The organism is Rhizobium favelukesii, from assembly GCF_000577275.2.
GTDB classification, from domain to species: domain Bacteria; phylum Pseudomonadota; class Alphaproteobacteria; order Rhizobiales; family Rhizobiaceae; genus Rhizobium; species Rhizobium favelukesii.
The window spans coordinates 1812313-1831232 of record NZ_HG916852.1; the positions used below are offsets into that span (position 1 = coordinate 1812313).

General features: G+C 60.9%; 18 protein-coding genes. 17 read left to right on the forward strand and 1 reads right to left on the reverse strand.

The window, feature by feature from the left end; translation table 11 throughout:
* Nucleotides 1–13 precede the first annotated feature (13 nt).
* From LPU83_RS47520 to LPU83_RS47570, 11 genes are all read left to right on the forward strand, one after another.
* The gene (locus tag LPU83_RS47520) at nt 14–3007 is read left to right on the forward strand and encodes an SPOR domain-containing protein (protein WP_024317443.1); all 2994 of its coding nucleotides are present in this window, start codon (nt 14–16) and stop codon (nt 3005–3007) included.
* 109 nt (nt 3008–3116) lie between these two features.
* Nucleotides 3117–4130 (forward strand): beta-N-acetylhexosaminidase, encoded by a 1014-nt coding sequence (gene nagZ / locus LPU83_RS47525; RefSeq protein WP_024317442.1) that lies wholly within the window; start codon nt 3117–3119, stop codon nt 4128–4130.
* Between the two features lie 21 nt (nt 4131–4151).
* On the forward strand, nt 4152–5009 hold the full coding sequence (locus LPU83_RS47530; protein ID WP_024317441.1) for a segregation and condensation protein A: 858 nt from the start codon (nt 4152–4154) through the stop codon (nt 5007–5009).
* Nucleotides 5010–5041: 32 nt separating this feature from the next.
* Entirely contained in the window at nt 5042–5722 is a 681-nt protein-coding gene (gene scpB, locus LPU83_RS47535) for an SMC-Scp complex subunit ScpB (protein WP_051166727.1), read from the forward strand.
* Between the two features lie 185 nt (nt 5723–5907).
* A complete protein-coding gene (locus tag LPU83_RS47540) occupies nt 5908–6108 on the forward strand; it encodes a twin-arginine translocase TatA/TatE family subunit (RefSeq protein ID WP_024317439.1) in 201 nt (66 codons plus the stop codon).
* Between the two features lie 49 nt (nt 6109–6157).
* The gene (gene tatB, locus LPU83_RS47545) at nt 6158–6823 is read left to right on the forward strand and encodes a Sec-independent protein translocase protein TatB (RefSeq protein WP_024317438.1); all 666 of its coding nucleotides are present in this window, start codon (nt 6158–6160) and stop codon (nt 6821–6823) included.
* Nucleotides 6820–7647 carry a twin-arginine translocase subunit TatC gene (gene tatC / locus LPU83_RS47550; protein ID WP_024317437.1) on the forward strand — a complete coding sequence of 276 codons (828 nt, stop codon included), beginning with the start codon at nt 6820–6822 and terminating at the stop codon, nt 7645–7647. The genes tatB and tatC overlap by 4 nt, the downstream gene beginning before the upstream one ends.
* Before the next feature lie 92 nt (nt 7648–7739).
* Nucleotides 7740–9023, forward strand: a complete 1284-nt coding sequence (gene serS / locus LPU83_RS47555) for a serine--tRNA ligase (RefSeq protein ID WP_024317436.1) — start codon at nt 7740–7742, stop codon at nt 9021–9023.
* A 4-nt stretch (nt 9024–9027) separates the two neighbouring features.
* Nucleotides 9028–9795, forward strand: coding sequence for a 5'/3'-nucleotidase SurE (surE, locus tag LPU83_RS47560; RefSeq protein ID WP_024317435.1), 768 nt, complete (start codon nt 9028–9030; stop codon nt 9793–9795).
* 6 nt (nt 9796–9801) lie between these two features.
* A complete protein-coding gene (locus LPU83_RS47565; RefSeq protein WP_024317434.1) occupies nt 9802–10455 on the forward strand; it encodes a protein-L-isoaspartate(D-aspartate) O-methyltransferase in 654 nt (217 codons plus the stop codon).
* Nucleotides 10456–10592: 137 nt separating this feature from the next.
* Complete coding sequence (locus LPU83_RS47570; protein ID WP_024317433.1) at nt 10593–12152, forward strand: peptidoglycan DD-metalloendopeptidase family protein; 1560 nt, start codon at nt 10593–10595, stop codon at nt 12150–12152.
* A gap of 49 nt (nt 12153–12201) precedes the next feature.
* Here LPU83_RS47570 and LPU83_RS47575 read toward each other — a convergent pair whose 3' ends face one another.
* Complete coding sequence (locus tag LPU83_RS47575) at nt 12202–13077, reverse strand: ATP-binding protein (RefSeq protein ID WP_024317432.1); 876 nt, start codon at nt 13075–13077, stop codon at nt 12202–12204.
* A 209-nt stretch (nt 13078–13286) separates the two neighbouring features.
* Here LPU83_RS47575 and yajC point away from each other — a divergent pair, with 209 nt between their 5' ends.
* From yajC to LPU83_RS47605, 6 genes are all read left to right on the forward strand, one after another.
* The gene (yajC, locus tag LPU83_RS47580) at nt 13287–13634 is read left to right on the forward strand and encodes a preprotein translocase subunit YajC (protein WP_024317431.1); all 348 of its coding nucleotides are present in this window, start codon (nt 13287–13289) and stop codon (nt 13632–13634) included.
* A gap of 56 nt (nt 13635–13690) precedes the next feature.
* Nucleotides 13691–16252 carry a protein translocase subunit SecDF gene (gene secDF / locus LPU83_RS47585; protein WP_024317430.1) on the forward strand — a complete coding sequence of 854 codons (2562 nt, stop codon included), beginning with the start codon at nt 13691–13693 and terminating at the stop codon, nt 16250–16252.
* Nucleotides 16253–16256: 4 nt separating this feature from the next.
* Nucleotides 16257–16643 carry an Mth938-like domain-containing protein gene (locus tag LPU83_RS47590; protein ID WP_024317429.1) on the forward strand — a complete coding sequence of 129 codons (387 nt, stop codon included), beginning with the start codon at nt 16257–16259 and terminating at the stop codon, nt 16641–16643.
* 2 nt (nt 16644–16645) lie between these two features.
* Nucleotides 16646–17497, forward strand: a complete 852-nt coding sequence (locus tag LPU83_RS47595; RefSeq protein ID WP_024317428.1) for a phytoene/squalene synthase family protein — start codon at nt 16646–16648, stop codon at nt 17495–17497.
* A 68-nt stretch (nt 17498–17565) separates the two neighbouring features.
* Complete coding sequence (locus LPU83_RS47600) at nt 17566–18033, forward strand: hypothetical protein (RefSeq protein ID WP_024317427.1); 468 nt, start codon at nt 17566–17568, stop codon at nt 18031–18033.
* A 195-nt stretch (nt 18034–18228) separates the two neighbouring features.
* Nucleotides 18229–18888, forward strand: a complete 660-nt coding sequence (locus LPU83_RS47605; RefSeq protein ID WP_082321189.1) for a peroxiredoxin — start codon at nt 18229–18231, stop codon at nt 18886–18888.
* Nucleotides 18889–18920: the final 32 nt, after the last annotated feature.

Genomic DNA, 18920 nt, shown 5'->3' on the forward strand with positions numbered 1-18920 from the left:
GAGTGGGATGAGTATGGCAGACAAACAGCGGGCGTATGACACGCGTAAGAATACGGACCACTTTGCCGACGATGACCCTTTGGCGGAACTTGCCCGTATCGTTGGCTTTGAACCGCGGGTAGCAGCCAATACCGTTGAAGATGCACCCCGACAGGAACCAGCATTCAATCTCGAAGATGAGTTGCTGCGCGAGTTCGAGCGCTACGACGAGCCTCAGTCCGCAGCTTCCTTCGATCGGCTGCCTGAGCCCGTGTTCGAGCAGCCGACTGCCTATGAGGCTTCCGCCGATGAAGCTGGTGTCGCGCCCGCTGCCGAGGCCGAACCTGATTTTGTCATCGAGCCCGAAGGTTCCCCCGAAGTTGCCGTTGAGCCGGAGGTTCTTCAGCCGCCGGAAGTGGCTTCCAACCTGACCGCCGCCGCTTGGGCGTCAAGCGCCCTGCGTGAGGGTGAACCAATCTCCGGTGGCGCTCGTGATCTGATCGAAGAACTCGAGATGTCGATCGGCGCATCGCCCGCTTCGGCTGCGCCCGTCGTGCCGGTGGCGTCTGCCAAGGCTCCGCAGTGGTCTGCGGCCAGCATCCGGCTGCCGATCGCCAACTTCCATCCGGCGCGCCGCGATGAGCCTTTTGCCCCGGTCGTTCCCGTGGCTGTTTCTGCGCCTGAACCGGCTGCTGCGTCGGAGGGCATTGCCGCTTTTGAAGTGCCTGTTGCCGCGGGCTTCCCCGCTGAAATCGATCGTCACGAAGAGCCCGAGGTGGTCCACGATGAGCGTGAGGTGCTTCCAGAAGCGCCGGTCGTTGAACCTCTCATCGATCACCGCGCCTTCGATCTGGCTGCTGCCGCGAAGGATGATGGTGCCGTTCAGGCCGATGCTGCGCTGACGGAAGCAGCGCCGACTGAGATCGACGATATTGCCTTCGATATCGATGCACTCCTCGCCGACGTGTCGCATTACCCCGTTCCGGAGCGCCAGATCACGCCTGCGACAGACGTCGCCGAGATGCCGCGCTCGCCGGAGCCGGTCCGCGTAGCGGCACCTGTCGTGGCTCCGATGCCGAAACCGGTCGAGCCGCCTGTGCTCGCCTCCACTGCCAAGGCTGAACCGGAAGGTGATGATCCTTTCGCCGGCCATGACTTCGAACTCGATCTTGAAGGTATCGAGCTGGAATTGGCCGATTTTGACTTTGCTGAGCCAGTGAAGGTGCAGCCGCACGCGGCCGAACCACCGAGAGTTCAGACACCGCATGTCGAGGCCGTTGGACTGCAGCCGGTCGCCCCAGTGCCCGCTTTCCAGTCGGCGCCCGCTCCGGTTGTTGCCGCCGCGCCGATCCGTCAGGCCCCGGTAGAGGCAGCTTTCGTCGAAAAGGCGCCCGCTACGCCCGTATTCTCGGCCGATGCCGGAGACGACCTCCCGTTCGATCCGTCGATGATCTCGGATGCGGAGTATCATCCGGAAGCCGTCGAAGAAATGCACGTGCCCGTGCTGCCGCCCGTCGAGCAGCGGGAACCGGTGGTGACGACCTCAGACTTCGATTTCGACGTCGACGCCGAGATCGCCAACCTGCTTGCGCCGGCCAAGCCGGTGGAAACGCCTGCGAAGCCAGTCGTCGAGGAATGGCGGACCCGTGCGCCGATCTCTGTCGCGCCGAGCGCAGCGCCAGCCGTGTCTGTCGCCAAGCAGGCTCCGTTACAGAGCTTGGACGAGTTCGAACGCGCCCTTGAAGAAGACTTCCGACGGAGCGTCAACGAGCCGGTCCAACGCCGCGAGAACGTTTCCCAGGTGCAAATCCAGTCGGCAGGTGAAGCCGAGGATATGAGCCGTGCACGCTCGATGAAACGGATGCTGGCTGCCGCTGCAGCGATCGTCGTGTTCGGCGGCGTCGCCTATGCAGGCTATACGTTCCTAGCCCGTGATGGAGGCCTTGGTATTGCCTCCGGCGAGCCGCGCGTGATCACTGCAGACAAGGACCCGGTTAAGGTCGTACCGGAAAATCCGGGCGGAAAGACCGTGCCGAACCAGGACAAGGCTGTTTACGACAGCGTCGGCGGTGCCGCGGCCGAAGCGCCGAAGCAGAAAGCACTGGTGTCGAGCGACGAGCAGCCGGTCGACGTCGTTCAGCGCACGCTGACGCCGGAGACGCTGCCCGAGGACAACGACAGCGACATCGCAACGCCACCAATGGCGACACCGGTCGGTGACACCCAGGATCCGCGCCTGCTGCCCAGCCAGGATACGGCCGCTGTCGACGAAGCTGACAATGCAAACCAGGCTCCGTCGGTTTCCGCCCGCAAGGTCCGCACCATGATCGTCCGGCCGGACGGTACTTTGGTTGCCCGCGACGAGCCGGCTCCGGAAGCAGCCCCGACGCTGCCGAAGGCAACTCCCGTTCAGACGCAGAAGATCACCGCTGGCTCAAAGCCGGCTGGCGGCACTGCTGCGAATTTCCCGGCATCGGGGCAGGTCGCCGCCGCCGACATTCGGTCGACCCCGGTTGAAGAAACCAAGCCGACAGCCGCGCAGGCTCCCTCGGAAAATGCGCTGGCCAAGGCGGCGGCCGCCTCTCCGGCGAACGTCGACCCGCCGGTGCGCGCGGTGAAGAGTTCCACGGTGAGTGACACCGCGCCGGCTCCGGCAGCGCGTCCGGCTAGGACTGAAGCGAGGAAGGCAACTACCGAGGCGCCCGCGGCACCTGCAGCACAGAAGCCGAAGGAAGTTGCCGCTGTTTCGCCGGCTGCAACCCAGGCCCAACCTGCTACGGCCGCTGGTGGCTACGGCGTCCAGATCGCATCGCTTCCTTCCGAGGAAGAGGCGAAGAAGTCCTACGCGAGCCTTTCGAAGAAGTTTGCAAGCGTGCTTAGCGGCCGCAGCTACGAGATTCGCAAGGCCGAGATTGCAGGGAAGGGCACGTTCTACCGCGTTCGTATCCCTGCGGGCTCCAAGGACGAAGCCGCGGCTATCTGCGAAAAGTACCGTGCCGCAGGCGGCAGCTGCCTTATCTCGAAGTAAGCTATCGGCAAGCATTCAATCGAAGCGGCGGGTCTCTGGTCCGCCGCTTTTTTTGTGAATGCCGGTTGACGCGGCTCGTATTTTTGCCGGGCACCTCTATGATTCGGGTATGACCGAATCAAAAGCAATGATCCTTGGCTGTAGCGGCCTTTCTCTTACTCCCGAAGAAAAGGCGTTCTTCAGCGCGGAGCGTCCTTGGGGCTTCATTCTGTTTGGACGCAATATTTCGGAGCCGCAACAGATCAGCGATCTCGTCGCGGAGATGCGAGAAGCAGTCGGTTGGCACGCGCCGGTTCTGATCGACCAGGAAGGTGGACGCGTCCAGCGCATCCGACCGCCGATCTTCCAGCACTATCCCACGGGGCAACAGCTTGGCGATATCTATCGGCAGAACAGAGAAAAAGGCCTCCGCGCCGCCTGGCTGATGTCGCGGCTGCACGCCTTCGATCTTTCGAGCCTTGGGATCAATGTGGACTGCCTCCCGGTGCTGGACGTTCCCGTGGAGGGCAGCAGCAACGTGATCGGCAACCGCGCTTACGGTGGCGATCCGATGACAGTCACGGCCATGGGACGTGCCGCAGCCGAGGGTTTGAAAGCGGGCGGTCTTCTCCCTGTCATGAAACATATGCCGGGCCACGGTCGCGGCTTTGCGGATTCCCATCACGAGCTGCCGGTCGTCGCGGTTTCGCGTGCAGAACTCCAGGTGCATGATTTCCCTCCGTTCATTGCCATGAAGGACGAATTGATGGCGATGACGTGCCATGTGGTCTTTGCAGCCGTCGATTCCGAGCACCCGGCAACCACCTCGCGCAAGGTCATCGCCGGTATTATTCGCGAGTACATCGGCTTCAAGGGTCTGTTGCTTTCCGATGATACATCGATGAACGCCCTTGCCGGCACGATCGGAGAGCGCGCCGCCAACATCATCGCGGGCGGATGTGATATCGTGCTTCATTGCAACGGCCACATGGACGAGATGCAGCAGGTTGTCGAAAATGTGCCGGTCTTGCAGGGCCAGTCGCTCTTGCGCGCACAAGCAGTGCTGAAGGGCTTCCCGAGCGCTGACAAGGCCGAGCAGGCTTCGATCCGCGCCGAATTCGATGAGATGTTTGCGACTGTCTGATCGCAGAAGGGACAGGGCAGGGTGGATACGGTCAAAGGCACGGAACGGCTGCTGACGGCGACGCCGATGGACAAGTTGTGGCAGGAGAACGGCGCCGAGCGCGCGAGCTCCGATCCCGCGCTGCTGATCGATGTTGCCGGCTTCGAAGGCCCGCTCGACCTTTTGCTCTATCTCGCCCGCAATCAGAAGGTCGATTTGTCCCGCATCTCCGTTCTTGCGCTGGCGGAGCAATATCTGCAGTTCATCGAAAGCGCGAGGCGGATCCGGATCGAGCTGGCAGCCGATTATCTCGTCATGGCCGCCTGGCTTGCCTACCTGAAATCGCGCCTGCTGATCCCGCAGCAGGCCAAGGACGACGGCCCTTCCGGCGAGGAAATGGCGGCAACGCTCGCCTTCCGCCTGAAGCGTCTCGAAGCGATGCGCGAGGCTGCGAGCGGTCTCGTCAACCGGAACCGCCTGGGCCGCGATATCTTTGCTCGTGGTGCGCCGGAGCACATCCCGGACAGGCATCCGTCGGCGTACACTGCCAGCCTCTACGATCTGCTGACGGCTTATGCGTCGCTCCGTCAGCGTCAGGCGGTAACGCAGGTGACGATCGCACGTCGCACTGTCTGGTCGCTGACCGACGCCCGCGAGCTTCTGACCCGCATCATCGGCGAGATCAGCGACTGGACAGCATTGGAATCCTACCTCCTGCGTTACATGGCGTCGCCGGAAGACAGGGTGACAGCAATTGCCAGTGCGTTCGCAGCTTCCCTCGAGCTCGTTCGCGAAGGTAAGCTCGAGATCCGTCAGGATGGAGCTTTCCAGCCGCTCTATATGAGACGAGGCCCTAAACATGGAACGCTGCAGGTCGTCGAACAGGAGCGACCGGCGTGACCGATCTGGAAGACGAACACATCGATAGTGCAATGGTGGAAGAGACAGAGGACGACGTTCGTGCAGAGACTGAGGCGGAGCGCATTGCCGAGGCATTGGTCTTCGCATCTGCGCAGCCCGTCTCCGAAGGGTTCATTGCCGATCGCCTGCCGCGTCCGTTCAACGTCCGTGGGATCATGCTGCGCCTGAAGGAGCAGTATGCCCATCGCGGCGTCAATCTCGTGCAGGTGGATGATGCTTGGGCCTTCCGTACGGCGGCAGACCTCTCCTTCGTCATCCGGCGCGACGAGAACGAAGCCAAGAAGCTGTCGCGAGCGGCCTTGGAGGTACTGGCGATCATTGCATATCACCAGCCGGTGACGCGCGCCGAAATCGAGGATATCAGAGGCGTCCAGACCTCCCGCGGCACACTCGACGTCCTGATGGAGGCAGGCTGGGTTCGGTTTCGCGGTCGCAGGCGTACGCCGGGTCGTCCCGTTACGCTGGGCACGACGCGCGATTTCCTTGATCATTTCGGCCTGGAAGAACTGCGCGATCTGCCAGGACTTGAAGAATTGAAGGGCGCAGGGCTGCTCTCCGGTCGCATCCCGGCCAACTTCAATATACCATCGCCGACAATGAACGACGAGTTGACCGAAGACGAAGATCCGATCACGCAGCTCGATCTCGAGGAACTCGGCCTGCTTGCGCCCGGCGGCGCGTCCGAAGACTAATCGGATTTGTCTTGGTTCCGCCACGCATCGCGAAAACAATGCCGATCACAGTTTTTCGAATGTGTCTTCTCTTGTCACAGAGGGCGATACCGTGACATTAAGCGACAATCCAAGGGGAACTTTGATGTTGGAATTGGTGTAGGAAGCTCTTACATCTGGAAACATCGCAACAGGGAGTTAGCGTAATGGGTTCATTTAGCATGTGGCACTGGCTGATCGTTCTGGCCATCGTGCTTCTGTTGTTCGGTCGCGGCAAGATTCCGGAACTGATGGGCGACGTTGCCAAGGGCATCAAGAGCTTCAAGAAGGGCATGAACGACGAAGACACCACGCCCGAGTCCACGACTGCCAAGACCGTCGATCACAAGGCCGACGAAACGAAGTAATCACCTCCGGGCAAACGTAGCCCCCACGTTTCCCGCTCAGGAGCCTTGAATGTTCGATATTGGCTGGACCGAGCTGCTTGTCATCGCGGTCGTACTGATCGTGGTGGTTGGTCCCAAGGACTTGCCGCCGATGCTGCGTGCGTTCGGCAAGATGACACAGCGTGCCCGCAAGGTTGCGGGCGAGTTTCGCGCCCAGTTCGACGAAGCATTGCGTGAAGCCGATCTGGACGAAGTACGCCAGACGCTGACGGACGCGCAGAAGCTGAACCCCGTCAACAGCTTGCGTGAGGCAATGAACCCGCTTCGCCAGATGGGCAACGAAATCAAGGCCGACCTGCAGAAGGCGACGACGGTCGAGAACAAGACCGAGGTTCCGTCCGCTGCGGTATCGGTGCCTGACCCGTCGATGAGCCTACCTGAGACGCCCCCGGTCATGCCGCCGCCTTCGCCTCAAGCCGCCGTAGCCGCTGAAATGCCTGGAGCCGCTGTTACCGAGAAGCCAAAGGCCGTGCGCAAGCCACGCGCCAAGGCTGCGGATAAGGCTGATGCCGCAGCGGCCATCGCCGTTGTTCCGGCCGAAAAGACGAAGCGCGCGCCTGCCAAGGCCGCGGCACCAAGCACGGCCACCGCAGCAAAGAAGCCGACGGTCGCCGCCGTTGAGGCCACAGCCGCTCCGAAGAAGACGGCAGCGAAAAAGAAGAAGGACGACGCATGAGCGGTGACATCGAGGACAAGCCACAGCCGCTGATCGAACACCTGATGGAGCTGCGCACGCGGCTCATGTGGTCGATTGGCGCGTTCTTCGTCGCTTTCATCGTGTGCTTCATCTTTGCCAAGCATCTCTTCAATGCCCTTGTCTATCCCTACAAGTGGGCCGTTATCTGGGCGCATCTCGATGTGTCCAAGGCACAGCTCATCTACACGGCGCCCCAGGAGTTCTTCTTCACACAGGTGAAGGTCGCCATGTTCGGCGGTCTGGTGATCGCCTTCCCGATTATAGCGGCGCAGATCTACAAGTTCGTGGCGCCCGGTCTTTACAAGAACGAGCGCGCTGCCTTTCTTCCGTTCCTGATTGCCTCGCCGGTTCTGTTCCTCATGGGCGCATCGCTGGTCTACTTCTTCTTCACGCCGATGGTCATGTGGTTCTTCCTGACCATGCAACAGGCGCCGGGTGAGGGCGATGTCGCGATCTCGCTGCTTCCAAAGGTCTCTGAATACCTCAGCTTGATCATGACGCTGGTGTTCTCGTTCGGCCTTGTCTTCCAGCTTCCCGTCGTTACCACGCTACTGGCGCGCGTCGGCCTGCTGACGTCGGACTGGCTTCGGGAGAAGCGCAAGTTCGCGATCGTGCTCGCCTTTATCGTCGCAGCGGTGCTGACGCCGCCAGATCCGATGTCCCAGATCGGCCTTGCACTGCCGACCATCCTTCTCTACGAGATTTCCATCTACGCGGCGCGACTCGTGGAGCGCCAGCGTGCCCGCGAGGCGGTCGAAGAGGCTGAAGGAACCACGGACGTTGCCAAGTCGGACAACGTCTGACCGATCTGCTTCAATGAGCGCTTCCAAGCATCCGGTCGAGGCCCAGCCGGGCTTTGGCCGGCTTATCTTTTTACAACGACCCTGGAACGACGATGCTCGATATCAAATGGATCCGTGAGAATCCCGAAGCGCTCGACGCGGCACTCGCCAAGCGTGGTGCCGAGCCTTTGTCCGAAAGCCTGATTGCGGTCGACGAAAAGCGCCGTTCGGCCATTCAGAAGGTCCAGGACATGCTGTCCCGCCGCAACGCCGCCTCCAAGGAGATCGGCGCTGCGATGGCGCAGAAGAACAGCGAACTTGCCGAAAAGCTCAAGCTCGAGGTGGCCGACCTGAAGGTGCTGCTTCCGGCCGAGGAAGAGGGCGAGCGTCAGGCGACGGACGAACTGAATGATGCACTGTCGCGCATTCCGAACGTCCCGCATGACGACGTGCCGGTCGGCAAGGACGAGCACGACAATGTCGTTGCCCGCGTCGTCGGCGAGAAACCGCGCTGGAACCATACGCCGAAGGAACACTTCGAAATCGGCGAAGCGCTTGGCTACATGGACTTCGAGCGGGCCGCAAAGCTCTCCGGATCGCGCTTCACCGTGCTGACCGGTCCGCTTGCGCGGCTGGAGCGCGCGCTCGGCCAGTTCATGATTGACCTCCATACGGGCGAGCATGGCTACACCGAAGTCAGCTCGCCGCTGATGGTGCGTGACGAGGCGGTGTTCGGAACAGCGCAGCTGCCGAAATTCGCGGACGATCTCTTCAAGACGACGGACGGCCGATGGCTGATCCCGACCGCCGAGGTGACACTCACCAATCTTGTCTCCGGTGAAATCCTCGACCAGGAGAAGCTGCCGCTTCGTTTCACCGCGCTGACGCCGTCCTTCCGTTCGGAAGCCGGCTCAGCTGGGCGCGACACGCGTGGCATGCTGCGCCAGCATCAATTCTGGAAGTGCGAGCTCGTCTCGATCACCGATGCCGAGAGCTCGCTTGCCGAGCACGAGCGCATGACCGCCTGCGCGGAAGAGGTGTTAAAGCGCCTCGGCCTGCATTTCCGCACGATGACGCTCTGCACCGGCGATATGGGCTTCGGTTCGCGCAAGACCTACGACCTCGAGGTCTGGTTGCCGGGCCAGAACACCTACCGCGAGATCTCGTCCTGCTCCGTCTGCGGCGATTTCCAGGCGCGGCGCATGAACGCGCGCTATCGCGGTAAGGAGGACAAGGCAACGAAGTTCGTTCACACACTGAACGGCTCCGGCACCGCCGTTGGCCGCTGCCTGATCGCCGTTCTGGAGAATTACCTGAACGAGGATGGTACGGTGACTGTTCCGGACGTTCTGCTGCCATATATGGGCGGTTTGAAGAAGATAGAACGGGCGGCCTGAGCCGATGCGCATCCTGCTCACCAACGACGACGGCATTCACGCAGAAGGCCTCGCGGCGCTGGAGCGGATTGCGCGCACGCTGTCTGACGATGTCTGGATTGTTGCGCCGGAGACTGACCAGAGCGGCCTTGCGCATTCGTTGAGCCTTTCTGAACCGCTGCGGCTGCGCAAGATCTCTGACAAGCATTTCGCGCTGCGCGGAACCCCGACCGATTGTGTCATCATGGGCATCAAGCAGGTCATGGACGTCAAGCCGGACCTCGTGCTTTCCGGCGTCAACTCGGGCTCGAACGTCGCCGACGACGTCACCTATTCGGGCACCATCGCAGGCGCTATCGAAGGCACGATGCAGGGCGTTCGCTCGTTTGCGTTGAGCCAGGCCTATTTCCACCAGGATGGAGCAAGGACTGTCCCCTGGGAGGTCTGCGAGGCGCATGCGCCGGCACTTCTCGAGAAGCTGATGTCACTCGAATTGCCCGAGGGCACATTCCTGAACCTCAACTTTCCGAATTGCCGACCCGAAGAGGTCGAGGGCGTGGACGTGACGGCGCAGGGCAAGCTTGCCTTCAACCTGCAGGTCGATGCCCGCGCCGACGGACGTGGCTTTCCCTATTACTGGCTCAGGTTTGGGGAGCGTGCCGGCGCCTTCGTCGAGGGCACCGATATCCACGCCCTGAAGCATCGCAAGATTTCGGTAACTCCTTTGAAACTGGATCTGACTGATTATTCCGTACGGGACCGCGTGGCGCGGGCGCTTTCGAGTACGGAGTAGATTGTTTTGACGGCACGGCTGGTCGAGAAGGAAGGGTTTGCGGCGCTCGTCTTGAGGCTGCGGGCCGAAGGCGTTTCCGATCTGGATCTTTTGACCGCGGTCGAGCAGACGCCGCGCTCTTTGTTCGTGCCGCCGCAGTTTGCGGAGCACGCCTATTCGAGCCGCACGATCCCGATCGAATGCGGCTCATTTCTCGAGGGCGTCGATCTGGCGGTCAGGATCCTTCACCACCTGAAGATCAAGCCGGGCCAGCGTGTGCTTGAGGTCGGCACGGGCAGCGGCTTCATGTCGGCCGTCATGGCCCGCATGGCCGAACGCGTGCTGACGATCGACCGTTACAAGACACTGACGACGAATGCGCAGCGCCGCATCGACTCGCTCGGGCTCCGAAACGTCATCATCCGCCAGGCTGACGGCAGCGCCGGCCTGCAGGGCGAGGGAACCTTCGACCGTATCGTGGTCACCGCTGCGTTCAATTCGATGCCGCGGTTCTACACCGACCAACTGGTCTCAGGCGGCTCGATGATCGCGCCGCTGATGATCTCAGAGAATGAATGTCGCCTCGTGCGGCTCACGAAGACGGGCAGCCGCTTCGAGCGCGAAGAACTGTTCGATACGCCCTATCTTCCCATTGTCCCGCGCCTGGCGTCTCAACTCTGAGGCGAGGCGGTGGCGTAGGCTGCTATGGTTAGCATTCTCTCAAAAAAATCTCGCAGATTTCGGTACCTTAACCGCGTGGTAATACTAACGCGCTTTAATAAACCCACAAATGGTTGCGTTCATCAGTGGGTCGAGTCATGCGTTTCAGTCTTTCGCCAAGAGTAGGCAAGTCTGCCGGTAATGTCCTGATAGCGGCTTTGCTGGCGAGTGCCGCAACGGGTTGCAGTTCCGATGTGACACGTTTCGGTGGTCTTTTCTCGTCATCCGGTCAGGATCAGATGACGACCAACTCAATCCCTCGCAGAAATATGCAGGCCGATCCGGTGCCGCAGGCGGATTTGGAGCAGGGCGGGTACTCGGCAAGCAATCAAGCGATGAACCAGCCGTATCCGGCACAGTCCACTTATGGCGCCTCCAGTGCTCGCATGGCCTCGGCACCGGTCTCTGTTCAGCGTTCCGACCTTGCTGCACCTTCGGCAGTGGCGCCTGCAGCGCCGTCCCGCGAAAAGCAGGTGGCTCTCGCGCAGCCCTTCCCAGCAGCCGCTGCTCCGAAGAAATCGGCGCCCATTCTCGCTCCGCCAAAGATGGCAACCGACTCGATCGTCACGGGCACGACCCCGAAGGTGTCCGGTTGGTCGGCAACCAACGCGCCATCTGTCACGCTTCGTCCGGGCGAGACCATCGCGACACTTGCCAATCGCTATGGTGTGCCGGAGAAGGAAATCCTTCGTGCCAACGGCTTCAAGACGGCGGCAGCCGCGAAGCCTGGCCAGATCATCCTGATCCCGACCTTCAACGGCGGCAATGCGGCCAAGGCATCCGCTCAGACGACCAACCTTTCCAAGGGCGGACACTTGCCTCAGCCGGGCAAGCAGCAAGAGCAGAACGTTGCCGTCGTTCCGGGCGCGAACTCCGCTCGCGACAAGTCGGTTGCAAGCGCAGATCCGGCGGGCAAGCTTGCGGCTGGTGCAGGCAAGGGGCCCAAAGGCGCTGGCGGCACCTATGTCGTCAAGCCTGGCGACTCGCTTGCCAAGATCGCCAAGGCGACAGGCAACAGCATCGACGACCTGAAGGCTGCCAACAACCTCTCTGCTGGTTCGATCCGCATCGGTCAGGAGCTCAATCTCCCGGGCGGTTCGCAGGATGGAATGAAGACAGCCTCCATTCCGGCAAAGGCAGAGCCGAAGCCGGTCGCTCAGCCCGCCGCCGCAACGACGACTGCCGCCGCGCAGCCGGCAACCTACAAGGCTCCGGTCGCGACCGAGACTGTGGACGAGGCTGCGAAGAAGGAAGTGGCTTCGGCGGCACCCGAGGCGACCGGCATCGGCAAGTATCGCTGGCCGGTTCGTGGTGCGGTGATTGCTGCCTACGGCGCCAACGTCAACGGCAGTCGTAACGATGGTATCGACATCTCCGTGCCGCAGGGGACGCCGATTAAGGCCGCCGAAAACGGCGTGGTCATCTACGCCGGCAATGGGCTGAAGGAACTCGGCAATACGGTTCTCGTCCGCCACGACGACGGTACGGTCACCGTCTACGGCAACGCTGATACCTTGAGTGTCAGCCGCGGCCAGAAGATCCAGCGCGGCCAGACCGTCGCCGTTTCCGGCATGAGCGGCAATGTCAAGCAGCCGCAGGTTCACTTTGAAGTCCGAAAGGATGCGACCCCGGTCAACCCGGTTACTTTCCTCGAGTAGGTTATGCGTTTGAGGATGCTCGAAAGCCCGGCCCAAAGCCGGGCTTTTGTCATTCGGCACGGTCGAGGGCGATGCGCATACGGCCAGCCAGATCCTGAATGTACTGCCAGGCAACGCGGCCAGAACGCGCGCCGCGCGTGGTGGCCCATTCCAGCGCCTCCGCATGCATCTTCTGGCGATCGACGGGTAGCTTGAAGTGGTCGGCATAGCCGTCGATCATCGTCAGATAGTCGTCCTGGCTGCATTTGTGGAAGCCGAGCCAAAGGCCAAACCGGTCGGACAGTGAAACCTTTTCCTCGACGGCTTCGGAGGGATTGATTGCCGTCGACTGCTCATTCTCCATCATGTGGCGTGGCAGCAGGTGACGCCGGTTCGAGGTTGCATAGAAGAGCACGTTGTCCGGCCGCCCCTCGACGCCGCCGTCAAGGGCTGCCTTGAGCGATTTGTATGCCGTGTCATCGTGGTCGAATGAAAGGTCGTCGCAGAAGACAATGACGCGATGGGGCGTATCCTTGAGAAGATCGAGCAGCGTCGGGAGGCTCGCAATGTCTTCGCGATGCACTTCCACCAGCTTCAGCGATACTCCGCTCTCACGCCGCACATCTTCGTGAACAGCCTTGACCAGCGACGACTTGCCCATGCCGCGCGCGCCCCAAAGGAGAACGTTGTTTGCCGGGTAGCCGTCGGAAAAGCGCACCGTGTTTTCGTGGAGGATGTCACGCACGTGGTCCACGCCTCGGATTAGCTTCAGGGCCACGCGGTTCGGTCGTGCAACGGGCTGAAGGTGCTGACGGGCAGGGGACCAGACGAAGCAATCGGCCGCGTTCCAGTCGTTGATCGCAGGCGCCGGGCCAGCCAACCGGTCGATCGCATCCGTCAGTCGGCGCAACTCCGCCAGAATGGTGTTGTTGAAGTCTTCGGCCATGGGCCTTCCTCCTGAATTCTGGTTGCAACCAGCGTACTGTGTCTTTTGCCTGCGGCCTAGCATGGCCTTTTGCGAGCGGAAAGGTTATGAGGCAGCGGAATCGGTACGGTTTCCGGCTGTTTCTGTTGCATTCGCAAGGACCATAATTATAGTCCGGCCACCCGAGAAAAGGCGGAGTTCCGCCCACGGAAAGTTTTGAGGAGTTTAGCATGTTCATCACCCCGGCATTTGCCCAGGCTGCCACCGATAGCGCGGCGTCGCCGTTCGGCTCCGGCTTCGAAATGATTATCCTGTTCGTGCCGCTGATGGTCGTCTGGTATTTCCTGTTGATCCGTCCGCAGCGCGCCCAGGCCAAGAAGCGCGAAGAAACGCTGAAGGCGATCCGTCGCGGCGATCAGATCGTCACTGGTGGCGGCCTTGTCGGCAAGGTCACCAAGGTTGTTGACGACAAGGAGCTCGAAGTGGAGATTGCAGACGGAGTGCGCGTTCGCATCGTCCGCACCGGCATCTCGGAAATTCGCGTCAAGGGTGAGCCGGTAAAGGCAGACGCTGCGTAGTATTGCGAACCCAGTTGTGAACCGGGCTGGGCCGGGTCGGAAATAGTCGAGAGAAAATGCATCGTTTTTCCCGCTTGAAGGCTGTTCTGATCTGGGTTTTGGTGGTGGCGGCCGTGGTAGTCGCGGCCCCAAATTTATTGTCAGACGGGCAGCGTTCTAAGCTGCCCGCATGGCTGGCTCACAGCCATGTTGCCCTCGGCCCGGATGTGCAGGGCGGTTCCCATCTGCTTTTCCAGATCGAACGCGCCGATATCGTCAAGGAACGGCTTGAACGCACCGTCGCGGATATTCGTGGCAAGTTGCGCGAATCTAACATTCGCTACACCGGCCTGACCGGCAACGACCAGGACGTCACCGTCAAGATTACCGATGCCGGCCAGGTGGACGCTGCAATCAATGCCTTGAGCGCGCTGACAGCGAGCAGGAAGAGCGGCTGGTTCGGCGGCTCGATCCAGAACTTGACCCTGGAGAGGGGCAACGTCGGACAGCTCACGCTGCGAATTTCCAAGGATAGTATCGACGAAGGCATCGCGGCTGCCCAGGCGCAGTCTCTGGAGGTTGTCGAGCGTCGCATTGCCGGCCTCGGGATCAAGGATTATTCTGTTCGCGCAGATGGCCGCGACCGCATCGACGTCAAAGCCCTGGGCTCGATCGACGTTGAGCGGCTGAAAAATATTCTGAACGAACCCGCTCAGCTTTCCGTCCGGATGATCGACGACAGCATGTCGGGTCAGCAGGCCCTTGCCGGTCGCTGGCCAGCGACCTCCGAGGTGCTCTATTCGCTGGACGATCCGCCCGTTCCTTACCTCGTCGATCGCACGGATTTCATAACAGGCAAGAATCTCGTCGATGTTCAGGCCGTCGTCGATGCGCAGACGAAAGCGGTTGCTATTAGCTACAAGCTGGATTCTGAGGGAGCCGAACGCCTCGCACAGAAGACGCGCCAGAACATCGGCCGACACCTTGCCATCCTCTTCGATGATCAGGTCATGGCGGCGCCGATGATCAATGCCCCGATCGTGGATGGCATGGGCACGGTACCGGTCAGCTTCAGCGAGGACGGCGCCCACGATCTTGCGCTGATGTTGCGAGCCGGCGCTCTGCCGGCGACGTTGACGACCGTGGAGGAGCGCACCGTCAGTACTGCCCTCGGCGCGGAATCGAAGCGCGCCGGTTTGGTGGCCGGCTTCGTCGCTGCGGTCCTTGTCATCGGTTTGATGTTTGCGTTCTATCGCAAACTGGGCATCATCACCGGCATCTCGCTTGTCTTGAGCCTCGTCCTCATTCTCGCCGTGCTGAGCGCAATCGGTGCGACCCTGACGCTGCCCGGCATCGCTGGCATTGTCTTGATCATAGGCATGGCTGTGGACGCCAACGTGCTCGTCTACGAGCGGATTCGCGAAGAGGCAAAAGCAGGTCACTCCTTCGCGGACGCGATCGACAACGGCTTTTCCCGCGCCTTTTTGACAATCCTTGATGCCAACGTCACGATCATCATTGCGGCCGTCATTCTCTACTATCTCGGCAGCGACACCGTTCGCGGTTTTGCTGTGACGCTTGCGGCCGGAATCCTGACGACGGTTTTCACGACGTTCACGCTGACCCGCTGGATCGTCGTCACCTGGCTTCACCGCAAGCATCCGCGGCATCTGCCGAGGGATGTTCAGACAGGCATTTTCGACCGTGCGAACATCCGTTTCATGGGCATCCGAAGGTACACCTTCACGGTGTCGGCCGCACTTTCGATCTTGGCTATGGTCGGCTTCGCGACCGTTGGCGCGAATCTTGGGGTCGACTTTGCCGGTGGTTCGCACGTGGAGGTCAAGGCGAAGCAGGGCTCTGCCGATCCGAATGATATCCGCGCGCGTCTTAGCGATCTGAACATCGGGGATATCGAGGCTCGTCGCCTTGCCGACGCCTCGACGGCATTGGTTCGCATTCAGGCGCAAGGTGGCGGCGAGAATGCCGAGCAGTCTGCAATGACCTTGCTGCGTGATGAACTGGCGGACGACTATGAGATCCGAAGCGTGGAGGTTGTCGGTCCTGCCGTGTCGGGCGAACTGACGAGGGCCGCGACGTTGGGCTTACTCGGCTCGCTCGCTGTCATCCTGCTTTACATCTGGCTGCGTTTCGAATGGCAGTTTGCGATCGGTGCGATCATCGCGACACTGCACGATATCATCCTGACGCTTGGCCTCTTCGTGCTGACAGGCATGGAATTCAATCTGACGAGCGTTGCGGCCATCCTAACGATCGTCGGCTATTCGCTCAACGACACGGTCGTCGTCTACGATCGCATGCGCGAAAACCTGAAGCGCTACCGAAAAATGCCGCTGCCGATCCTCATCGACGCCTCGATCAATCAGACGCTGTCACGCACAGTTCTGACGGCCGCGACGACGTTGCTGGCACTGCTGGCGCTCTGCCTGTTCGGTGGTGAAGTGATCCGCCCGTTCGCCTTTGTGATGCTGTTCGGCGTTGCCGTTGGCACCTTTTCCTCCATCTACATAGCTGCTCCCGTGCTGATCGCTTTCAAGCTCCGCCCGGACGCGGTCGATAGCGATCAAAACAAGAAAGTGGCCGAGCCGGGTACGAACTCCGGCAATCCGGCAGTGTGAGAATATGGCAAGAGGCATAGAAATCCGCGAGGCGCATTTCCCTGGACGCGCGCCCATCGATACCTACGGCAATGGCGGTTTCCGTTTCGCCGACATGTCCCATCGCGGATCGATCCTTTGCCTGCCGTCCGGCATCTATGGCTGGGACATGGATATGTCGAAGCCGCTGGCCGTCGAGAATTTTCAGAAGGTGCTCGATGAGGCAGCCGAGATCGAGGTCCTGCTGATCGGTACTGGCAACGACATGCGACCAATCCCGGCTGATTTGAAGGCTGCCTTGAAGGCAGCCGGCATTTCATCCGATCCGATGAATACGGGTGCTGCGGTTCGCACCTTCAATATCATGCTGATGGAATCGCGCGCCGTTGCCGCGGCACTGATAGCGGTCTGACAATGGCCGATCAGTCTTTGACGAACCAGGACATTTGCCTGGCGACGCTACGCGACAATGACCGCGACCGATACCTTGCCTGTCTGCTGTCGCCGGATGACAAACGCGGCGCCCTGGCAGCGCTTTACGCCTTCAGCGCCGAGCTCGCACGGATTCGCGATCTGGTGCATGAGCCGCTTCCCGGAGAGGTTCGCATGCAGTACTGGCGTGACCTGCTGGAAGGAAGTGCGCACGGCTCCACCCAGGCGAACCCGATTGCCGCCGCCTTGCTGTCGGCGATCGAAGCCCACCATTTGCCACAACAGACGCTCGTGAACATGATCGATGCTCGCATCTTCGATCTCTACGACGATCCGATGGAGACGCGCCTTTCGCTCGAAGGCTATGCCGGCGAGACGGCGTCTGCCCTCATTCAATTGGCCAGCCTGGTGCTTGCGCCGGAGGAGGCGGCAAGATCCGCCGAGGCTGCCGGCCACGCAGGCGTTGCGCAGGCGATTGCTGGCCTGCTGCTTTTGATGCCGCTGCATCGTCATCGCGGACAGCTCTACATTCCCGTCGAAATCCTATCCGCGACGGGACTTGATCGCGATGCGTTTCTTTCGGGCGAGGACAGGCCGCGCATCTCTGCGGCGATCGAAGCCTTTTCCGGACTCGGCCGCGACCATCTCGCCAAGGCGAGAAGTGTCGCGATATCACCAACCGTATTTCCGGCCTTTCTGCCTGTCGCTCTGGCGGAGCCGGTTCTCGTCAGTGCCCAGAGGGCTGGCGCAGGATTGTTCGAGCGTCAGCTGCAGCGCTCGCAGTTGCGACGCCAGGCGGTTATGTTGCTAGCGTTGATGCGCAAGAAAATCTGATCCTGTTTAAACTCGCGCAAGGCTCGTGCGGTATAAGGGCGCCGTTGCAGCTTTGATCGGAGAGCGATGTGAGCATTATCGTCTGGTGCGTTATTTTCGCAATCGTCATCTTCATCGCCTTTATGTCGACGCGCATGGCCGCGCAGAACAAGGAAGATGGCCTCCACGATACAGGACTGGCCATCATCGAGTTCAACCGTGCTTTCCCGAATGAAGCAATCCGCCAGTTGCAGGCGACCGCCAACGGCCAAGCGATGTTCGTGCGCCTGCATGACAACAAGGCGGGCTTCATGCGCAACATGCAGAGACATTATTCATGCCACATCATCGAGCCGGGCAGAGTGCGTGTCCTGAGTTCTGAAACTGGCAGCGGCCTCAGCATCGAGTTCCTTGATGCTCCGCATCAGAACGGCACGTTCGAATTCGCCTCCGCCAAGGAGGCATCAGAGGTCTCCCTCTGGCTGCTCGGCAACTACGTGGCGGAACCTGACAAGGCATTGCCGCCGCACAATTCCACGGCCGCACACGGCCAGTAGCGGAGCCCCTGGCGAACCGGCATATCCTTTCGCCGCGGCCATTCCGCATTCACGATCATCCTTATCGGCGTTGCCTCTCGCGGGACGCATGGCTACGGCCGTTTTGCCGTTGCCTGCCGGCCGAAATAGGCGCAAGATTTGCGCTCATCCGGCAAATGTTTGAGTTTGTGTTCACAAACGCGATGGAGGTGCGTGATGCTTGCGATCAATGATACCGCTCCGGATTTCGAAGCCCAGACGACCGAAGGCAAGATCAGTTTTCACCAGTGGATCGGCAATTCCTGGGCGGTGCTGTTTTCGCACCCCAAGGATTTTACCCCCGTATGCACGACCGAACTCGGTTACATGGCGCGGATCAAACCTGAATTCGACAAGCGTGGTGTGAAGATTATCGGCCTTTCTGTCGATCCGCTCGAACGCCACACCAGCTGGATGAAGGACATCGAGGAAACGCAGGGCTACCGTCCGAACTATCCGATGATCGCGGATGTCGATTACGCGGTATCGAAGCGCTACAACATGCTGCCTGCCCTGGTGTCCGGCGATCCGACGGACCGCACCCCAGCCGATAACCAGACCGTCCGCAACATTTTCGTGATTGGGCCCGACAAGAAGATCAAACTGGTTATGGTCTATCCAATGACGACAGGTCGTAACTTCGATGAGGTGCTGCGGGTGATCGATTCCCTCCAGCTTACCGCCAAGCACAAGGTCGCTACGCCGGTGAACTGGAAGAATGGGGAGGACGTGATCATCGCCGGCTCAGTCTCCGACGACGAGGCAAAGAAGCAGTATCCGCAGGGTTGGCGCGCACCGAAGCCCTATATCAGGATCGTGCCGCAGCCGCACGGATAGTCGATCGCAAACTGTGCCGCCACGCAGGAGGT

Excerpts from the sequence above, each read along its gene's own strand:
- LPU83_RS47520 (WP_024317443.1), top strand. The coding sequence starts at position 14 with ATGGCAGACAAACAGCGGGCGTATGACACGCGTAAGAATACGGACCAC.
- nagZ (WP_024317442.1), top strand. The coding sequence starts at position 3,117 with ATGACCGAATCAAAAGCAATGATCCTTGGCTGTAGCGGCCTTTCTCTT.
- scpB (WP_051166727.1), top strand. The coding sequence starts at position 5,042 with ATGGTGGAAGAGACAGAGGACGACGTTCGTGCAGAGACTGAGGCGGAG.
- LPU83_RS47540 (WP_024317439.1), top strand. The coding sequence starts at position 5,908 with ATGGGTTCATTTAGCATGTGGCACTGGCTGATCGTTCTGGCCATCGTG.
- tatB (WP_024317438.1), top strand. The coding sequence starts at position 6,158 with ATGTTCGATATTGGCTGGACCGAGCTGCTTGTCATCGCGGTCGTACTG.
- tatC (WP_024317437.1), top strand. The coding sequence starts at position 6,820 with ATGAGCGGTGACATCGAGGACAAGCCACAGCCGCTGATCGAACACCTG.
- serS (WP_024317436.1), top strand. The coding sequence starts at position 7,740 with ATGCTCGATATCAAATGGATCCGTGAGAATCCCGAAGCGCTCGACGCG.
- surE (WP_024317435.1), top strand. The coding sequence starts at position 9,028 with ATGCGCATCCTGCTCACCAACGACGACGGCATTCACGCAGAAGGCCTC.
- LPU83_RS47570 (WP_024317433.1), top strand. The coding sequence starts at position 10,593 with ATGCGTTTCAGTCTTTCGCCAAGAGTAGGCAAGTCTGCCGGTAATGTC.
- LPU83_RS47575 (WP_024317432.1), bottom strand. The coding sequence starts at position 13,077 with ATGGCCGAAGACTTCAACAACACCATTCTGGCGGAGTTGCGCCGACTG.
- yajC (WP_024317431.1), top strand. The coding sequence starts at position 13,287 with ATGTTCATCACCCCGGCATTTGCCCAGGCTGCCACCGATAGCGCGGCG.
- secDF (WP_024317430.1), top strand. The coding sequence starts at position 13,691 with ATGCATCGTTTTTCCCGCTTGAAGGCTGTTCTGATCTGGGTTTTGGTG.
- LPU83_RS47590 (WP_024317429.1), top strand. The coding sequence starts at position 16,257 with ATGGCAAGAGGCATAGAAATCCGCGAGGCGCATTTCCCTGGACGCGCG.
- LPU83_RS47595 (WP_024317428.1), top strand. The coding sequence starts at position 16,646 with ATGGCCGATCAGTCTTTGACGAACCAGGACATTTGCCTGGCGACGCTA.
- LPU83_RS47605 (WP_082321189.1), top strand. The coding sequence starts at position 18,229 with ATGCTTGCGATCAATGATACCGCTCCGGATTTCGAAGCCCAGACGACC.